Annotated in this window: 14 protein-coding genes; 1 reads left to right on the plus strand and 13 read right to left on the minus strand. The window is 35.1% G+C overall.

Going from position 1 to position 18,185, the window contains the following annotated elements:
• Positions 1–13: 13 nt before the first annotated feature.
• From ruvA to AC061C_RS02085, 13 genes are all read right to left on the minus strand, one after another.
• Positions 14–595, minus strand: a complete 582-nt coding sequence (ruvA, locus tag AC061C_RS02025) for a Holliday junction branch migration protein RuvA (protein WP_309755324.1) — start codon at positions 593–595, stop codon at positions 14–16.
• 95 nt (positions 596–690) lie between these two features.
• Entirely contained in the window at positions 691–2,979 is a 2,289-nt protein-coding gene (locus AC061C_RS02030) for an NADP-dependent malic enzyme (RefSeq protein WP_417977543.1), read from the minus strand.
• A 157-nt stretch (positions 2,980–3,136) separates the two neighbouring features.
• Positions 3,137–3,562 (minus strand): CBS domain-containing protein, encoded by a 426-nt coding sequence (locus tag AC061C_RS02035; RefSeq protein WP_309755326.1) that lies wholly within the window; start codon positions 3,560–3,562, stop codon positions 3,137–3,139.
• Positions 3,563–3,808: 246 nt separating this feature from the next.
• Entirely contained in the window at positions 3,809–4,765 is a 957-nt protein-coding gene (queG, locus tag AC061C_RS02040) for a tRNA epoxyqueuosine(34) reductase QueG (protein ID WP_478289813.1), read from the minus strand.
• A gap of 89 nt (positions 4,766–4,854) precedes the next feature.
• Positions 4,855–5,877, minus strand: coding sequence for a Holliday junction branch migration DNA helicase RuvB (gene ruvB / locus AC061C_RS02045; RefSeq protein ID WP_309755327.1), 1,023 nt, complete (start codon positions 5,875–5,877; stop codon positions 4,855–4,857).
• 145 nt (positions 5,878–6,022) lie between these two features.
• The gene (locus AC061C_RS02050; RefSeq protein WP_417944741.1) at positions 6,023–7,819 is read right to left on the minus strand and encodes a cytochrome c oxidase subunit I; all 1,797 of its coding nucleotides are present in this window, start codon (positions 7,817–7,819) and stop codon (positions 6,023–6,025) included.
• A 28-nt stretch (positions 7,820–7,847) separates the two neighbouring features.
• Positions 7,848–9,008 (minus strand): cytochrome c oxidase subunit II, encoded by a 1,161-nt coding sequence (locus AC061C_RS02055; RefSeq protein WP_478289814.1) that lies wholly within the window; start codon positions 9,006–9,008, stop codon positions 7,848–7,850.
• 19 nt (positions 9,009–9,027) lie between these two features.
• Positions 9,028–10,494: a quinol:cytochrome C oxidoreductase gene (locus AC061C_RS02060; RefSeq protein ID WP_478289815.1), complete on the minus strand. Its 1,467-nt coding sequence runs from the start codon at positions 10,492–10,494 to the stop codon at positions 9,028–9,030.
• Between the two features lie 27 nt (positions 10,495–10,521).
• A complete protein-coding gene (locus AC061C_RS02065) occupies positions 10,522–11,070 on the minus strand; it encodes a c-type cytochrome (RefSeq protein ID WP_478289816.1) in 549 nt (182 codons plus the stop codon).
• 8 nt (positions 11,071–11,078) lie between these two features.
• The gene (locus tag AC061C_RS02070; protein ID WP_417983885.1) at positions 11,079–11,603 is read right to left on the minus strand and encodes a DUF3341 domain-containing protein; all 525 of its coding nucleotides are present in this window, start codon (positions 11,601–11,603) and stop codon (positions 11,079–11,081) included.
• Positions 11,596–12,999, minus strand: a complete 1,404-nt coding sequence (gene nrfD, locus AC061C_RS02075) for an NrfD/PsrC family molybdoenzyme membrane anchor subunit (protein ID WP_417944749.1) — start codon at positions 12,997–12,999, stop codon at positions 11,596–11,598. The genes AC061C_RS02070 and nrfD overlap by 8 nt, the downstream gene beginning before the upstream one ends.
• A 37-nt stretch (positions 13,000–13,036) precedes the next feature.
• Positions 13,037–16,093 (minus strand): TAT-variant-translocated molybdopterin oxidoreductase, encoded by a 3,057-nt coding sequence (locus AC061C_RS02080; protein ID WP_478289817.1) that lies wholly within the window; start codon positions 16,091–16,093, stop codon positions 13,037–13,039.
• A 29-nt stretch (positions 16,094–16,122) separates the two neighbouring features.
• Positions 16,123–17,466: a c-type cytochrome gene (locus AC061C_RS02085; RefSeq protein WP_478289818.1), complete on the minus strand. Its 1,344-nt coding sequence runs from the start codon at positions 17,464–17,466 to the stop codon at positions 16,123–16,125.
• Positions 17,467–17,681: 215 nt separating this feature from the next.
• Between AC061C_RS02085 and AC061C_RS02090 the strand changes: the two genes are divergently transcribed.
• On the plus strand, positions 17,682–18,071 hold the full coding sequence (locus tag AC061C_RS02090) for an SPOR domain-containing protein (protein WP_478289819.1): 390 nt from the start codon (positions 17,682–17,684) through the stop codon (positions 18,069–18,071).
• Positions 18,072–18,185 lie beyond the last annotated feature (114 nt).

The following is an 18,185-nucleotide window of genomic DNA, read 5'->3' on the forward strand; positions in this document are numbered from 1 at the left end:
TACTTGAATACCTTTATAAATTTTTTAGCGCTTTCTTGATTATCGACTCTACAGAAGCATCTGGTTCCTCTTTAACAATCTTTTCTACGACTCGTTCTGAAGCTTTTCTTAAAAAACCTAAAACCTCCAACGCAGATAACGCCTCATCACGATTTGTATTGCTTTGAGACATAGAAACTTCGTCTAAATCAAACAATTTCAACACTTTTTCTTTTAAATCTAGTATTACTCTTTGCGCGGTTTTGCTACCAATTCCTTTTATAGACTGAATGGTAACTACATCAGCAGAGGCTATGGCATTGGTAATTTGTTTTGGATCTAATGATGAAAGCATAGTTCGAGCGATATTGGCTCCTATTCCAGAAACCGATAATAAAAGTCTAAAAATTTCTCGCTCTGACTTTTCCATAAATCCAAAAAGTGTATGCGCATCCTCTTTTATTTGAAGATGCGTATATACTTTTATAAAATCTGTGTTGGGAAGCAAAGAATACGTGTGTAAAGAAATATTTACATGATAACCAACACCACCACAATCTATAATAATTTGAGTTGGCGATTTCTCCACTAATTTTCCTTGTAAATGTGCTATCATTAATTTTTATATATATCCTCCAAATATAATAAAATTACGACATGATTATGTCCATTTATTAGATTTAACACACTTGTAATTTACTACGTTTAATACTAAATTAAATTTGCTTTTTTCTTTCCTTTCTCCTGGGCATCAATAACGGCAATAGCAGCCATATTGACCATTTCCTCAACACTTGCACCTAATTGAAAAATGTGAACTGGTTTTCCCATTCCCAACATTATAGGTCCTATGGAGTCTACTTTATTCAATTCTTTCAACAATTTATAGGTGATATTTGCAGATTCCAAATTAGGAAAAATTAAGGTATTTACTTTTTTTCCTGCTAACTTCGAAAAAGGAAATTTTTCTTTTAACATTTCAGGATTCAGAGCAAAATCAGCCTGAATTTCTCCGTCAATAACCATATCGGGGTGGTTTTTATGCAAATAAGCTACTGCCTCTCTCACTTTGGCAGCACTTTCATTAGTAGATGATCCAAAATTAGAAAATGATATCATTGCAATTACTGGATCTACACCAAACATTTTAGCCGTTTTTGCAGTCATGATTGCAATTTTAGCCAAATCATCTGCAGATGGATTAATGTTTATGGCGGTATCCGATAAAAACATTGGCCCACGAGCCGTCATCATCATATTTGTAGTGGCAACAATCGAGGCTCCATGCGCTTTATCAATGAGCTGCAACATAGGTTTCACAACTGATGGATAACTTCTAGAATGTCCGGTCACTAGCGCATCGGCCTCTCCTTCATTGACCATCATTGCTGCAAAATAGTTTCTTTCGCGCATTAGTTTTTGAGCATCCAAAAAGGAAATTCCACGCCTTTGTCTGGAAGACCAATAGGTATTGGCAAATTTATTTCTGCGGGCTTCCTCTTCTTTAATTTTAGGATCTATAATTGGGACATCGGCATCAAAACCAATTTCCTCTTTTAATTCTAAAATAATTTCTTTATTCCCCAATAAAATAGGAAAACCGATACCCTCTTCCCATACAATTTGGGCAGCTTTTAAAACATCCAAATGATCTGCTTCCGCAAAAACAATTCGTTTGGGATCGATTTTGGCTCTGTTGGTAATTAAACGAACCATTTTGTTATCATTCCCGAGACGATCCATCAATTCCTCTTCGTATTTTTTCCAATCTGTAATAGGATTTAATGCTACACCAGAATCCATCGCAGCTTTTGCAACAGCTGGAGCAACAATGGTAATTAATCTTGGATCAAATGGTTTTGGAATAATATAGTCTCTACCAAAATTTAATTTGGTAGCACCATAAGCAATATTTACTTGTTCTGGAACAGATTCTTTAGTCAATAATGCAAGTGCTTTAACAGCAGCCATTTTCATAGCCTCATTTATTTTCGTAGCACGAACATCTAATGCTCCTCTAAAAATATATGGAAAACCAAGCACGTTATTGACCTGATTAGGAAAATCAGATCTTCCTGTTGCCATAATTACATCTTTACGAGTAGCGATTGCTAGATTATAATCAATTTCTGGATCTGGATTTGCCATTGCAAAAACGATAGGATTGTCTGACATCCCAAGTAGCATTTGCGCCGACATAATATCGCCCGTTGACAACCCTAAAAACACATCTGCGCCCACAAGTGCTTCTTCCAGATTCATAGAAGGAATATCTTTAGCGTATTTTAATTGTAGTTCGGATAGTTTTGGATTGTCTTTAGTCAACAATCCTTTGCTATTGAACATGAAAATATTTTCAACTTTTACACCCAATAAAACGTATAAATCAGCACAAGCCAAAGCAGCAGAACCCGCTCCAGAAACTACTAATTTTACATCTTCTGCCTTTTTATCTGCTAATTCTAAAGCGTTTAATAATGCTGCTGAAGAAATGATGGCTGTACCATGCTGGTCATCATGCATTACAGGAATGTTTAACTCTTCAACCAGACGTCTTTCTATTTCAAACGATTCTGGCGCTTTGATATCCTCTAGGTTTATCCCACCAAAAGTTGGCGAAATATTTTTAACCGTCTGTATGAATTCTTCAATATCCTTTGTACCAATTTCGATATCAAACACATCAATATCAGCAAAAATTTTAAACAACAATCCCTTTCCTTCCATTACAGGTTTTGATGCTTCTGGGCCAATATCGCCCAAGCCTAAAACGGCAGTTCCATTAGTAATTACAGCTACTAAATTGCCTTTCGCAGTATATTTGTAAACATTGTTGATGTCTTTCGCTATTTCTAAACAAGGCTCAGCAACCCCGGGAGAATACGCTAAAGATAAATCTCTTTGTGTTGCATATTTCTTAGTGGGAACTACTTGAATTTTTCCAGGAGTTGGCTTTGCGTGGTATAATAATGCTTCTCTTCTTTTACTGTTTTTGTCCATTTTTTTAGATTTTATTCTAGCTCACAAAGATAGAAGACTTGGTTTAAAAAGTCAGCTTTTAAACTATTCTTTTCAAAAAAATAGATTAATGACAGCTCATAGTAACAAAAATAGCCACATATAATTGTGGCTATTTTTACTTTTAATCTAATTGGACCTATTGTGTAATATAAGAGTTTAAGTGTTGGATCGTATCTTTTTGCATCTCGATAATTGCTTTTACCACATCGCTAATAGAAATAATTCCTATCACAATTTCGTTTTCTAAAACAGGCAAGTGTCGTACTCTTTTTGTACTCATTAATTCCATACAGTACTCTAGATTATCCGATGGACTTACCGTCACTACATCAGTTTCCATGATTTCATGAACAAAAGCTTTCTTTGAAGATTTAGCTTTCAAAACAATTTTTCGAGCATAATCCCTTTCAGACAAAACGCCTTTAAGAACAGTATCCTCGATGATTAAAATTGCCCCAATGTTTTTTTCGCTCATCACTGTCAAAGCTTCATAAACAGTGTTAGTAGAAAGTATAGAGAAAACTTCCTTTCCTTTGTTGCTTAAAATTTGATTTACCGTCATAATTGGTTCATTTAATGAATTATAAAGTTAAAGAAAATATAGATTCAAAAAACAATATTTAAACTCTAAAAAACATCATTTCAATAAATTAACGTTTTTACTATAACTTTAAATTCATTTTTTGGAAACTTGCACTATATAAATAGGAACAATTGCTCTACCAAAACTTTCTATTATCATGTAATCATAATGAGTTGCTCAATACTACAAAAAATGGAAGTATACGGATTGTTTTGTCACTCTCTTTTACTTAATAAAATCGACATTCCTTCTAATGCCTTCAAACTTGGCTCTTTTCAAAGGAGAATCTTTAAATACAGTTTTAAAAGTTTCCTCTGTCAATTCTATCCAATCCTTTTTGGACATCGAGAGTAGTTCTGGATTTGGGCTAAATAAGGGTTGGTTATGTGGTTTCGAAAACTTATTCCAGGGGCAAACATCCTGACAAACATCACAACCAAAGGCCCAATCATCAAATTTACCTTTCATTTCTTGAGGGATATTCTCCTTCAATTCAATTGTAAAATACGAAATACATTTACTTCCATCCACCACATAAGGCGCAACGATTGCCTGTGTTGGACAAGCGTCGATACAAGCTGTACAAGTGCCACAGTGGTCTGTAGTAGGATTGTCATAATCTAAATCTAAGTCGATAATAAGTTCTGCGATAAAATAAAAAGAACCCACTTTTTGCGTCAATAAGTTACTATTTTTCCCAATCCAGCCTAAGCCACTCTTTGCAGCCCACGCTTTATCGAGTACTGGAGCCGAATCCACAAAAGCACGTCCTGAAACTTCTCCAATGTTGGACTGAATAGAAAACAAAAATTCTTTCAACTTTTCCTTAATTACAAAATGGTAATCTGCACCATAAGCATATTTTGATATTTTAAAAGTATCCGAATTTTGAAGTTGTTCTGGGTAATAATTAAGCAGAAGCGAGACGACACTTTTGGCTCCATCAACAAGTAACGTTGGATTTAAACGTTTGTCAAAATGATTTTCCATGTAGGTCATTTGACCATTACTATTATTTTTTAACCAATTTTCTAATCGAGGTGCTTCTTTATCTAAAAAACCTGCTTGAGATATGCCACAAGACATGAAACCAAGCCGTTTCGCTTCGGATTTGATAAATTGCGTGTATGTTGATTTATGGTTTATGATAATCAGAATAGTAGTTAATAAACGAAAGTCCATAGCCCCGATAGCAGTGAAAATCCTTTCCTCTCGTTTCTTTAACGAGCGGAAAGATTACAACGAATAGCGGGAAATAGCTCTTGAAAATATTAAAACAAGCCTCCTTGAATGTTTGTATTTAGTTTTCCTAAATGTTTATAGGCTTTATCTGTAACTTCACGACCACGCGGCGTTCGCATAATGAAACCCTCTTGTATTAAAAACGGCTCGTACACTTCCTCAATTGTTTCGCTACTCTCTGATACGGCTGTCGCCAAAGTAGTCAATCCTACTGGACCGCCCTTGAATTTTTCAATAATAGTGGTAAGTATCTTATTGTCCATTTCATCTAATCCATGCGCATCCACATTAAGCGCTTTTAAGGCATAGCGAGCAATTTCAATATCAATTGTACCATTCCCCTTTATCTGAGCAAAATCACGTACACGGCGCAATAACGCATTGGCTATTCGTGGCGTTCCTCTACTTCTACCTGCAATTTCTATAGCAGCTTCTATAGAAATTGGCATTTTGAAAATAGCGGCGCTTCGCTCTACAATAGTTGTCAAAAGTTCTGTTGTGTAGTATTGCAAACGAGAGGATATTCCAAAACGTGCTCTCATAGGAGCTGTTAATAAACCCGATCGTGTGGTAGCACCAATTAAAGTAAAGGGGTTTAAATTGATTTGAACCGTTCTTGCATTTGGTCCAGATTCTATCATGATATCAATTTTGAAATCCTCCATAGCAGAATATAAATATTCCTCTACAATAGGGCTCAAACGATGAATCTCGTCTATGAATAATACATCACGTTCTTCAAGATTTGTTAACAAACCAGCTAAATCGCCTGGCTTATCTAAAACGGGACCAGATGTAATTTTAATTCCAACTTGCAATTCATTTGCTAAAATATTTGCCAAAGTAGTTTTACCCAAACCAGGCGGACCATGAAAAAGTGTATGGTCAAGTGCCTCGTTTCTTTGATTTGCAGCTTGCACAAAAACTTTCAAGTTCTCTAATATTTGGTCTTGACCTGCAAAATCATCAAAAGAAAGCGGTCTTAATTTCTTTTCAAGATCTAATTCTTCAGAGTCATATGCGTTGGATGTAGGATCTAAATTTTCATTCATAAAACAAAGATAACAAAGCTAGATTAAAATAAAATTTAAAATATTAATTGCTTTAAATTAAACCAAAGAATGTATTTGATAACTAATTTGATCAATTAAACGTATAAAAAAAACCTCTATTTTCATAGAGGCTTTTGTGTATATTTTAGTGATGTAGAACTTCTTCACCTTCTTTCATTGGAACATTTTGAGGTACAAAATCAACATCGTGAGATGGATTACTGTAGTCATAAGGCCAACGGTGAACTTCTGGAATCTCTCCTGGCCAGTTACCGTGTATGTGCTCAACAGGTGCAGTCCATTCTAAAGTATTTGATTTCCATGGATTCATTACAGACTTCTTACCATAAAAAATACTACTGAAGAAGTTATACAAGAAGACCAATTGGAAAGCTCCACCAATTAATGCAAAAGTTGTAATTAAAACATTTACGTTTTGCAAATCATCAAATAATGGAAAGTTAGTATTGGTGTAATAACGTCTTGGCAAACCAGCTAATCCTATAAAGTGCATTGGGAAGAAAACGCCGTAAGCACAAATTGCAGTTACCCAAAAGTGAACATATCCAAGGTTTTTATTTAACATTCTACCGAACATTCTAGGAAACCAGTGGTAAATACCAGCAAACATTCCGTAAAGCGCCGATATACCCATTACCAAGTGAAAGTGTGCTACAACAAAATACGTATCGTGTACATTAATATCTAGCGTACTATCACCAAGAATAATTCCAGTTAAACCACCTGTTATAAAAGTAGAAACCAAACCAATAGAAAACAACATCGCAGGATTCAATTGCAAGTTCCCTTTCCACAATGTAGTTATATAATTAAAAGCTTTTACAGCAGAAGGAATAGCAATTAACAATGTAGTAAACGTAAATACTGAACCTAAAAATGGATTCATACCCGATATAAACATATGGTGACCCCAAACTATTGTAGATAAAAAAGCAATAGCTAAAATAGACATAATCATCGCTCTGTATCCAAAAATTGGCTTACGTGAATTCGTTGCAATAACCTCAGAAGTTATTCCTAAAGCAGGCAATAAAACAATATAAACCTCAGGATGACCTAAGAACCAAAATAAATGCTCAAACAATACAGGTGAACCTCCTTGGTAATGCAATACTTCACCTGCAATATAAATATCAGAAAGGAAGAATGAAGTACCAAAACTTCTGTCAAAAATTAATAACAAGGCTGCTGATAACAAAACTGGGAAAGAAACAATTCCGATAATCGCCGTAACAAAGAAAGCCCAAATTGTAAGTGGCAATCTTGTCATTGACATTCCTTTTGTTCTCAAATTAATTACTGTTACAACATAATTTAAAGATCCCATTAAAGAGGACGCAATAAAAATAGCCATAGAAACCAACCATAAAGTCATTCCCATACCAGAACCTGGAATAGCTTGTGGCAAAGCACTCAACGGAGGGTAAATAGTCCATCCTGATGAAGCCGGCCCGGCTTCAACAAAAAGGGAACCAATCATAATTACACTTGAGATGAAAAACAACCAATATGAAATCATGTTCATGAATCCCGAGGCCATATCTCGTGCACCAATTTGTAATGGTATCAATAAATTACTAAAAGTACCACTAAGGGCGGCCGTTAGCACAAAGAATACCATAATAGTACCGTGTATGGTGACTAATGCGAGGTAAATATCGTTGGCCATAACTCCATTCGGAGCAAATTTATCACCAAGTAAAATATTGAATATCTTAAATGATTGCTCTGGCCATGCCAATTGCATTCTAAATAGCATAGACATACCAACTCCGATAATCCCCATAAAAATACCTGTAATTAAGTATTGCTTGGCAATCATTTTATGATCTATACTAAAAATATATTTAGTAATAAAAGTGTCTTTATGGTGGTGTTCGTGTTCGTGATCCATTGCGTGATCGTGACCTTCTGCTGACATATATGTTTACTTTAAATTTTCTTATTAATTATTTCGTACCCATTGGGGCAACAACTTCAGTTTCTTTAGCTTTAGTGGTATCCACATCAATTGCTCCGTCTACAGGTGCAGCAGGTGCAGCAAGTGCCGCCTTAACTTCGCTAACTATAGTAGCTTTATCTTTTAACCATGCTTTGTAATCTTCAGGAGTATCTACAATAATTTTCATTTGCATATTATAGTGTGAAGCACCACAAATTTTATTACAAAGTAACAAGTAATCAAATGTGTAGGGATCTAACGCAGTTTCACCTTTAGCAACAAGATCGGCGCTTTTTTTAGTTCTAATAGCATTAATATTAGCAACTTTTTCTACCATAAAAGGCAATTCTCTATATTCATCTGTCGTGTAGATCGGTTCAAAAGCAAATTGTGTCACCATTCCTGGAACGCAATTCATTTGTGCTCTAAAATAAGGCATGTAAGCTGAATGTAGTACATCTTGAGAACGCATCTTGAAAAGGATTTTTTTGCCTTTTGGAATGTGTAATTCAGTAACTACAATATCATCTTGAGCATAAGGATCTGCTAAATCAACACCAACAGCATTAGCACCTTCAATAAATCTAACATTTGCTTTACCTAAAACATTGTCATTACCTGAATATCTTGCTTTCCAGTTAAATTGTTGTGCATATAATTCGATAACTATAGTATCTTCATCTTCATCAACAAACATAATATTAGTCCATGCAAAAAGTCCATAAAGAATCAAACCAGCCAAAACAACAGCAGGAATAACGCTCCAGATTGCTTCTAATTTATTATTGTCTGCAAAATAAAGCGCTTTCTGATCCTTCTTACCTCTATATTTGAAAGCAAAATAATGTAATAAAACCTGAGTAATAGCTTGTACAATAAAAATAAGAACCCAAGTAATGTTCATCAAATTATCAACTTCAGCTCCATGAGCAGAGGCTGGAGTATGCAGAACAAGTGGACCCCATTTAAACAATCCGTAAATTGAAAAAATATAAATGAAAGCTAAAAAACCAAACATCAAATAACCTTGTACGTTATTATCATCATCTGTAGCTATTTCTGAACTATCTGAAACGGAACCAACTTGCGTTAGATCGAATATTTTAGTCAATTGCCATAAAGCAACAGCTAATAAAACTAAAACTATAATTACCAACAAACTTGTCATCTGTTTTTTTCTTTAAATATTAATAATGAAAATGTTTACTTTCGTCAATGAAAGGATTTCTTTTTGGTAACAATGGATTTTTTGTAAGTGCTGTAAAAACAACGAAAATAAATAATCCAAGGAAGAAAAGAACAGAAGCAATTTCTGAAATTCCAATAAACCATCTGTCACCTACTGTTCCTGGCATAATCATATTAAAGAAATCAATGTAATGACCAGCTAAAATAACAACACCAGCCATAACCAAAATCCAAGTAATTCTCTTGAAATCTGTATTAATTAATATTAATAAAGGAAACAAAAAGTTCATTACAACAGCACCAAAAAATGGTAAATTGTATAATTCAATTCTAGTTATAAAATAAGTTACTTCCTCTGGTATGTTCGCATACCATATTAACATGTACTGTGAAAACCACAAATAAGTCCAGAAAACACTAAATCCAAACATAAATTTAGCTAAATCATGTATATGACTTGTATTGACATACTCTAAAAAACCTCTTGATTTTAAATATAAAGTAACCAATGCGATAGTTGTTATAGCGCTTACAAAGAAACTTGCAAAAACATACCAACCAAACAAAGTACTGAACCAATGTGGATCAATAGACATAATCCAATCCCAAGACATTATTGACTCAGAAACAATAAAGAAAACTAAAAACATTGCAGAAATATTAAAGTTCTTTTTATAATTCAAATTATCATTTGCGTCATCTTGTGCTAAACAATTCTTTTTAGAATAGTACTGATAGAGACTCCATCCTGTTAAAAAAATTACCGCTCTAATTATCCAAAAAGGAAAATTCAAATAACCTGCTTTATTAGCTATTAATTTATCTGTAGCTACTACCTCAGGATCCAACCATATAAAAAGGTGATTGAAATGCAGACCACACAAGATTAAAATAACAAAGAAAATAACAGAACCAACAGGTAAATAGGAGGTAATACCTTGCATAACTCTAAATAATACAGGTGACCATCCTGCTTGGGCTACTTGTTGAATTGCATAAAAAACTAATACACCTAAAGAAATAAGCATAAAAAATATACAAGCAACATACAAAGCAGACCAAGGTTTGTTTTGCAATTGGTGTAAAACATGATTTAAATGCTCTTTATGTTCTGCTGCCTCAGTAACATCATGTCCTTGCTTTTCAGTTGAAGATTCATTATGAATTGCTTCAACTGGCACAACCTCAGTACTGTTAACAGCATCAATCTTAACAGAATCTGATTTATGAGCACCTTCTTCTTTTACTTCGCTTACTTCAACGTGTTTAGCAGCAGGATCATGAGCTACAGTTTGTACTGTCTCATGTTTAGCTTCCCCATGCCCACCATGGCTTTCAGCAGCAAGTAGTTTTTCAACTTCTTGAATATCTTTTGGTGCAGTTAAAAAACCATATCCGATTCCTAAAAGACCTACAGCCATTAAGATGAAAGAAAAAGTTTTTAATTTACTTGAAAATGTATACATATCTATTACGATCAGTTTGTTCTACAATTATAATTTTGCTCTCAGTTTCATAACATACGAAGCTACTAACCAACGCTCATGCTGATCAATTTGATTTGAGTAAGCACCCATGGAGTTTAAACCATAAGTCATTACGTGGTAAATACTTCCTTCGTTTATGTCTCTGTCTTTATAATTAGGAATACCTAATAATTTACCTTGAGTAACTAACTTACCTTTACCATTACCTTCATTACCATGACAAATGGCACAATAAATCTCAAATAATTCTTTAGCTTTAGCTTCATCTTTAACAGAAACTGTATCTAATGGTGACTTAGAATTTAATTTAGCTAAATCATATCCTTCAGTAGAGTTATCATAACCATAGGGTACAAATCCTCTCTTTAAAGTTCCTTCTGCAGGTAATTGACCTTCTTTACCATTTTTAAATGCGCTAGACTCAGAATATGTATCATACCCAATGTGCTCATACATATTTGGAAAATACTGATAGTTTGGTGCTGCATTATTATGGCAAGATGAAACTAAAATAGTTATGCCAAATAAAACTGTTATTTTATATACGCTTTTCATATCTATAATTAATGCTTTTCTATTACTTTAACTTCTACAGCACCGGTGCTTTGGAAAAAAGAAACTAATTCTTCTTCATTGTCATTTACAGCAACTTCCATTAAAAAATGGTCATCTGTAGTTCTTACATCTGGATTTTCTGCTACTTTAAAAGGCCACAATTTACTTCTCATGTAAAAAGTAATAACCATTAAGTGAGCCGCAAAAAATACTGTAAGTTCAAACATAATTGGAACGAAAGCTGGCATATTCTCAATATAACTGAAACTAGGTTTTCCGCCAATATCTTGTGGCCAATCTTGAATCATAATATAATTCATCATTGCTGTAGCAACAGAGATTCCAACACAACCATAAAGAAAAGCACAAATGGCTAATCTTGTTGGTGCAATTCCCATAGCTTTATCCAAACCGTGAACCGGAAATGGAGTAAAGACTTCTTCGATATGATGATGAGCTGCTCTGGTTTTTTTAACCGCATCCATCAATATATCATCGTCATTATAAATGGCGTATATTACTTTATTACTCATGGTGTGAATCTTTATTTGCTTCTCTTTCTCTTTTGTAATTATCTCCTGTTCCTTTCAAAATTGTTTTTACCTCTGCTTGTGCAATTACAGGAAATGTTCTAGAATACAACAAAAACAACACGAAAAAGAAACCAATTGTTCCAATAAAAATACCTATATCAACAAATGTTGGTGAAAACATCGTCCAAGAAGATGGAAGATAATCCCTATGTAACGAAGTTACAATAATAACAAACCGCTCAAACCACATTCCAATATTAACCACTATCGAAATAATGAATGAAAACATGATACTTGTTCTTAGTTTTTTAAACCACATGAACTGTGGTGAAAACACATTACAAGTCATCATTGACCAATATGCCCACCAATACGGTCCTGTTGCTCTGTTAAGGAACGCATATTGTTCGTATTCAACACCTGAATACCAAGCCACAAATAATTCTGTAATGTAAGCAACACCTACAATAGAACCGGTGATCATGATTACAATATTCATCAACTCTATGTGCTGAACAGTGATGTACGCTTCTAGGTTAGATACTTTTCTCATGATGATCAGCAAGGTATTAACCATTGCAAATCCTGAGAAAACAGCTCCAGCTACGAAGTAGGGTGGAAATATAGTTGTATGCCAACCAGGAATTACAGATGTAGCAAAATCCATCGATACAATAGTATGTACAGAAAGTACTAAAGGAGTAGCTAATCCAGCAAGAACTAATGAAACTTCCTCAAAACGTTGCCAATCTTTTGCTCTACCGCTCCATCCAAAACTCAAGATGGAATAAACTCTCTTATTAAAAGGAGTAATAGCTCGGTCGCGCAACATCGCAAAATCAGGTAATAAACCAGTCCACCAGAAAACTAATGACACGGAAAGATACGTAGAGATTGCAAATACGTCCCAAAGTAATGGCGAATTAAAGTTTACCCAAAGTGAGCCAAATTGGTTCGGAATTGGTAATACCCAATATGCTAACCACGGACGACCCATGTGAATAATTGGAAATAAACCTGCTTGAATAACAGAGAAAATTGTCATTGCTTCTGCTGAACGGTTTATGGCCATTCTCCAACGCTGACGGAAAAGTAAAAGTACTGCGGAAATTAGAGTTCCTGCATGACCAATACCAACCCACCAAACAAAGTTCGTGATATCCCAAGCCCATCCAACAGTTTTATTTAAACCCCAAGTTCCAATACCTGTTGATACAGTGTAAATGATACAGCTAAGTCCCCAAAGGAAGGCTATTAATGCGATTGAAAATACAATCCACCAATGTTTGTTTGCTTTACCTTCAACAGGCGCAGCTACATCTACAGTTACATCGTGATACGATTTATCACCTATAACTAAGGGTTTTCTAATGGTTGCTTCGTAGTGAGACGACATAATCCTTTATATTGATTCTTAATTAATTATTTTTGTACTAGGTATTTCTAACTTTAACGTGATAAATCACATTTGGTTTTGTTCCAACATGCTCCAATAAATGATACATTCTTTCGTCAGCAGCTAACTTAGTGATTTCTGCTTCCTTATCATTTACATCTCCAAATTTCATTGCTCCTGTAGAACAAGCATTTGAACAAGCCGTTTGGAATTCCCCATCAACGATTGGCCTTCCTTCGTTTTTAGCTTTCAAAATAGTCGCTTGTGTCATTTGAATACACATTGAACATTTCTCCATAACTCCACGAGAACGTACATTCACATCTGGATTCAATACCATACGACCTAGATCATCATTCATGTGATAATCAAATTCGCTGTTTTTGTTGTACAAGAACCAGTTGAAACGACGTACTTTATACGGACAGTTGTTTGCACAATAACGTGTACCAACACATCTGTTGTACGCCATATGGTTTTGACCTTGACGAGAGTGTGATGTTGCGGCAACAGGACAAACTGTTTCACAAGGTGCATGATTACAGTGCTGACACATTACAGGTTGGAAAGAAACTTGTGGATTATCTCCTGCTTTTTCCATTTCATTAAATGTAGACAATGAACTTGATAAACCAGCAATATTTTCTTTTCTTTCGTTATCTCCTTCAAAAGTACTTTCAGAAGAATAATACCTGTCAATACGCAACCAGTGCATATCACGACTTCTTCTAATTTCTTCTTTACCAACAACAGGAACGTTATTTTCAGCATGACATGCGATTACACAAGCACCGCAACCAGTACACGCATTCAAATCTATTGAAAGATTAAAATGGTGACCTGTTGAACGATCAAATGAATCCCATAAATCTACTTTTGTTGCTTCAACTTCTTTATGATCCAATGAAACCATTGGTTGTTCATTCCAAACATGAGCATCTTTGGTATTAAAAATTTCTAAAGAGGTTTCTTTGATAATATCACCTCTTCCCATTAACGTTTTCTGTCCTTGAACACATGCAAACTCATGTTCCCCATCGGCTTTCGCCAAAGTAACTGATTGCACATTATCAAATCCTTTGTATAAAGAATAGGCGTTTAAACCTACCATCATTTCTTCTTTCAAGGCTGCTTTACGACCATATCCTAAAGCCAAACCAATAGTACCAACCGCTTGACCTGGTTGAACAATAACTGGAACATTTTCCAATTTAGAACCATCTGAAGTTGTAATAGTTGCATAACTTCCGTTTAATCCACCATTAGCAACAATTTCATTAGAAAGTTCGTGTTTTTTTGCATCTGCATTAGATACTGTAACATAATTATCCCAAGAAACTCTTGTAATAGGATCCGGAAACTCTTGTAACCAAGGGTTATTTGCCTGCTGACCGTCACCCATACCTGTCTTGGTATACAAAACAAGCTCCAGTCCTGATACTGCTTTTGCTCTTACCAAAGCATTTGCAGCAGCATTGTAATCAACAGAACTCGCTGAAGCAGCAGAAGCTACGCCAACATAAATACCGTCATGTAATACTTGATTCCAAGTTGAACCAGTAATCAGGGTACCAGCGTTAGCTTTGATATAATCATAAAACGTACCTGTTAACCCAGTCAAAGATAACAAGACATCTTGAAATTGTTTAGTATTAAAAAGAGGACGAATCGTTGGTTGTGTAATTCCGTAAGTTCCTTTTGTAATGCTCACGTCATTCCACGATTCTAAATAATGAGGAACAGCAGCAGCTATAGTACTAACTAAAGCAGTTTCATCTTCTTTTAGCGAAAACGACACTGAAGTTTTAACTTTTTTAAGACCTTCAACAAATGTTGAACTGTCTGCCAAAGTGTATACAGGATTCACACCACTCATAATTAAAGTATGTACACTTCCCGCCTTCATATCCTTGATAAGCTGAGTCACTTTTGCATCTGACCCTTTTCTGATTTGTCTAACACCAGAAGTACTGAACGCTTCACTTGCCAACACTTGGTTAATAGCCAAAACAAGCAACTGAGCATTTTTATCTTGAATACCTGAAACCAAAACACCTTTGGATCCAGCAGCTTTTAATTGCATTGCAGCTTTCGTAACTTCTGCTTTGAACTGATTGTCTAAAGTAACTGCAATTGCAGAACCTGTTACAATATTATATATGTGAACTAATGCTTGTTTTTGATTTGCAGTAGACATTGGTAAACGCTTATCAGCAGCTGCACCAGACAAAGTCATGTTTGCTTCTAATTGAAAATGACGAGACATCTTCCCTGCTTTAGGAATTCTTCCTTTAGCATAACCAGCATCAAAACCTCCACCTTGCCAATCGCCAAGGAAATCTGCACCAACTGAAACTATAAGTGATGCTTTCGAAAAATCGTAATCAACTAAAGCTCTTTCACCATAAACCGTTTCAAAAGCATCTAAAGCTTCTGATTCAGATACAGCATCATACACAACATGTTTAGCATTTGGATTTTTACCAATAAACTCAGCAATCAACTTTTCAGTTGACGGACTCGCTAACGTATTTGTCAAAAGAACAACTTGACCACCTTTTGCAACAGCATCAGAAAGACTAGTTTTAATTTTGGCATCTACAGCAGACCAAGTTGAATTTTTTCCTTCAATCTTTGGTTCTTTCAAACGCATGTTGTCATACAATGAAAGTATCGAAGCATGAATTCTTGCATTTGCACTAAACTTAGCTCCAGCAATTGTATTATTATCAATTTTAATAGGACGCCCTTCACGCGTTTTAACCAAAAGGTTAGCAAAATCAAAACCATCAAAAACCGAAGTCGCATAATAATCTGCTACTCCAGGAATGATTTGTTCTGGCTGAAGAACATAAGGAATTGACTTGTTCACAGGACCTTCGCATGCTGCAAGGGTAGCTGCAGCAGTACTAAAACCAACGTACTTTAAAAAGTCACGACGTGATGTTGATGAGGACGATAAAGCATCACCATTTCCTAAAAATTCATCAGTAGGAATTTCTTCAACAAATTCGTTATTTCTAAGCGCCTCAACAATAGAACTATTTTTTTCTAGTTCTTCAACACTTTTCCAGTATTTTTTGTTTGATGACATATATAAATATTAAAATCTTAATAATTTGATTAATAGTGGCATTTACCACATTCTAAACCTCCCATTTGTGCTGCAGTCAACTTGTCTACACCGTACTTTTTAGAAAGTTCATCATGAATTTTTGTGTAGTATTCATTCCCTTCCATTTTAACTTCAGTTTTTCTGTGACAGTCTATACACCAACCCATTGTTAAAGGAGCGAATTGTTTTTGAATTTCATATTCTTGAACCGGCCCGTGACATGTTTGACATTCGACACCAGCCACATTTACGTGCTGAGAGTGATTGAAATACACAAATGAAGGCAAGTTATGAATACGAACCCATTTCACAGGCTCTGTTTTACCAGTATATTTTTGATTGGTAGCATCCCATCCAACAGCCTTATATAACTTTTGGATTTCTGCATCATAAAAAGCTTTAGAATATTCTGGAGTCGCCGTAGTATCACTAACCTCAGCAATACTTTTGTGACAGTTCATACAAACGTTCAATGAAGGAATACCAGAATGCTTGCTTACTCTTGAAGAAGAGTGACAATATTTACAGCTAATCCCATTGCTTCCCGCGTGAATTCTATGTGAATAGTGAATTGGCTGAATTGGAGCGTAATCTTGGTCAACACCCACTTGCATTAAAAATCCATAAACAAAGTACGCACTTGCCAAAAGCAAAAATATTGCACTTACTAAAATTAAGAATTGATTTTTAGCAAAGGCTTTCCATAGTGATGGCGTTGGTGTTTTCGGAGCAACTTCAATTCCATTTGCTTTTGCTACTTTCGACAAAACGTTATTCACTAAAAACAACATTACCACTAACACTAACATTACTAGAGCTAAAGCACCCAAAATAATATTATTTGAAGTACCATTATCAGCAGCAGGTCCAGGAAGAGCAGCGCCACCAACAACTGGAGCAGCAGCTTCAACTTTAGGCTCTGAAGTATAAGCAATGATGTTATCAATATCAGCATTTGACAACTGAGGAAAAGCAGACATTACTGCCTTGTTGTTTTCTTCGTAAACTTTTACCGCCTGAGGATCCCCAGACTTAATTAGTTCAGAGCTGTTCTTAATCCACTTGTAAAGCCATGCCATTTCATACTTAGCAGCAATTCCTCTTAACGCAGGACCTGTAGCTTTCGCATCTAATTTGTGACATGCAGCACAATTTGCATTAAACAATTCTTTACCCTTTACAGCATCTCCACCTGTTGCAGCAGCAGGAGCCGCCGTTGCTACAGTAGCCGCCGCGTCAGTTGCCACCGGAGCAGCCTCTTGACCTAATGAAGTTAAAGAGAAAATTAAAGAAAAGGCTGCGCCTAAAAATAATTTCCTTGTGATCGAATTATGGTTACCCACCTTTTTCATATAGTATAATGATTATCTACTAAAAATTGGCACAGTTTTTTCTATTTGCTTTGTAAAAACTGGTCCTTTATTTAAAAACTTCGACAAAAATACGACTTAAGAACTATTCTCAAAACCCTAAAATAGTCTTAATTTCAATTTATATCTATTCTAAATAACATTTATTACTTGCTTTCAACACTTAAATAGTACTTTTGCACAAAAACCATCACATTATGAGAATTTTAGCCCTTAGAAAAGCATTTTTCATCACTCTTACAATTTGTATTTCCTATTTAAACGCCAATGCCCAAGTGGGAAATACTACTATAAAGCAAGACTCGAAATTTGAACAGTTATTAAATGAAAAGAGAAAAATAAATGTATCAAACGCTGTAAATGACTATTACAAAATTCAAATATTCAGTGGTGATAGCGAAAAAGCAAAAAACACCTTGGCTGAATTCAGACAGGCGTTTTCGGGGATGGATGGAACCATCATTTTCAACACACCAAACTACAAAGTATGGGTAGGAAATTACAAATCACGCATTGAGGCGGAACGTAACCTTATCGATATTAAAAAAATATATCAAAACGTACATTTGATTCGACCAACAAGGTAATAGTACATTTTAATATGTTGTAAAAAACCGAGCAAATTGCTCGGTTTTTTAATTTATAGTCACTGCTATCCGAAAGTCTAAAATAAAAAGAGCCTTAGAATCCCGTATTTTTGA

It is taken from the genome of Flavobacterium sp. GNP010 (assembly GCF_056428945.1).

Coding starts and splice junctions, on each gene's coding strand:
- ruvA (WP_309755324.1), bottom strand. CDS start 595: ATGATAGCACATTTACAAGGAAAATTAGTGGAGAAATCGCCAACTCAA.
- AC061C_RS02030 (WP_417977543.1), bottom strand. CDS start 2,979: ATGGACAAAAACAGTAAAAGAAGAGAAGCATTATTATACCACGCAAAG.
- AC061C_RS02035 (WP_309755326.1), bottom strand. CDS start 3,562: ATGACGGTAAATCAAATTTTAAGCAACAAAGGAAAGGAAGTTTTCTCT.
- queG (WP_478289813.1), bottom strand. CDS start 4,765: ATGGACTTTCGTTTATTAACTACTATTCTGATTATCATAAACCATAAA.
- ruvB (WP_309755327.1), bottom strand. CDS start 5,877: ATGAATGAAAATTTAGATCCTACATCCAACGCATATGACTCTGAAGAA.
- AC061C_RS02050 (WP_417944741.1), bottom strand. CDS start 7,819: ATGTCAGCAGAAGGTCACGATCACGCAATGGATCACGAACACGAACAC.
- AC061C_RS02055 (WP_478289814.1), bottom strand. CDS start 9,008: ATGACAAGTTTGTTGGTAATTATAGTTTTAGTTTTATTAGCTGTTGCT.
- AC061C_RS02060 (WP_478289815.1), bottom strand. CDS start 10,494: ATGTATACATTTTCAAGTAAATTAAAAACTTTTTCTTTCATCTTAATG.
- AC061C_RS02065 (WP_478289816.1), bottom strand. CDS start 11,070: ATGAAAAGCGTATATAAAATAACAGTTTTATTTGGCATAACTATTTTA.
- AC061C_RS02070 (WP_417983885.1), bottom strand. CDS start 11,603: ATGAGTAATAAAGTAATATACGCCATTTATAATGACGATGATATATTG.
- nrfD (WP_417944749.1), bottom strand. CDS start 12,999: ATGTCGTCTCACTACGAAGCAACCATTAGAAAACCCTTAGTTATAGGT.
- AC061C_RS02080 (WP_478289817.1), bottom strand. CDS start 16,093: ATGTCATCAAACAAAAAATACTGGAAAAGTGTTGAAGAACTAGAAAAA.
- AC061C_RS02085 (WP_478289818.1), bottom strand. CDS start 17,466: ATGAAAAAGGTGGGTAACCATAATTCGATCACAAGGAAATTATTTTTA.
- AC061C_RS02090 (WP_478289819.1), top strand. CDS start 17,682: ATGAGAATTTTAGCCCTTAGAAAAGCATTTTTCATCACTCTTACAATT.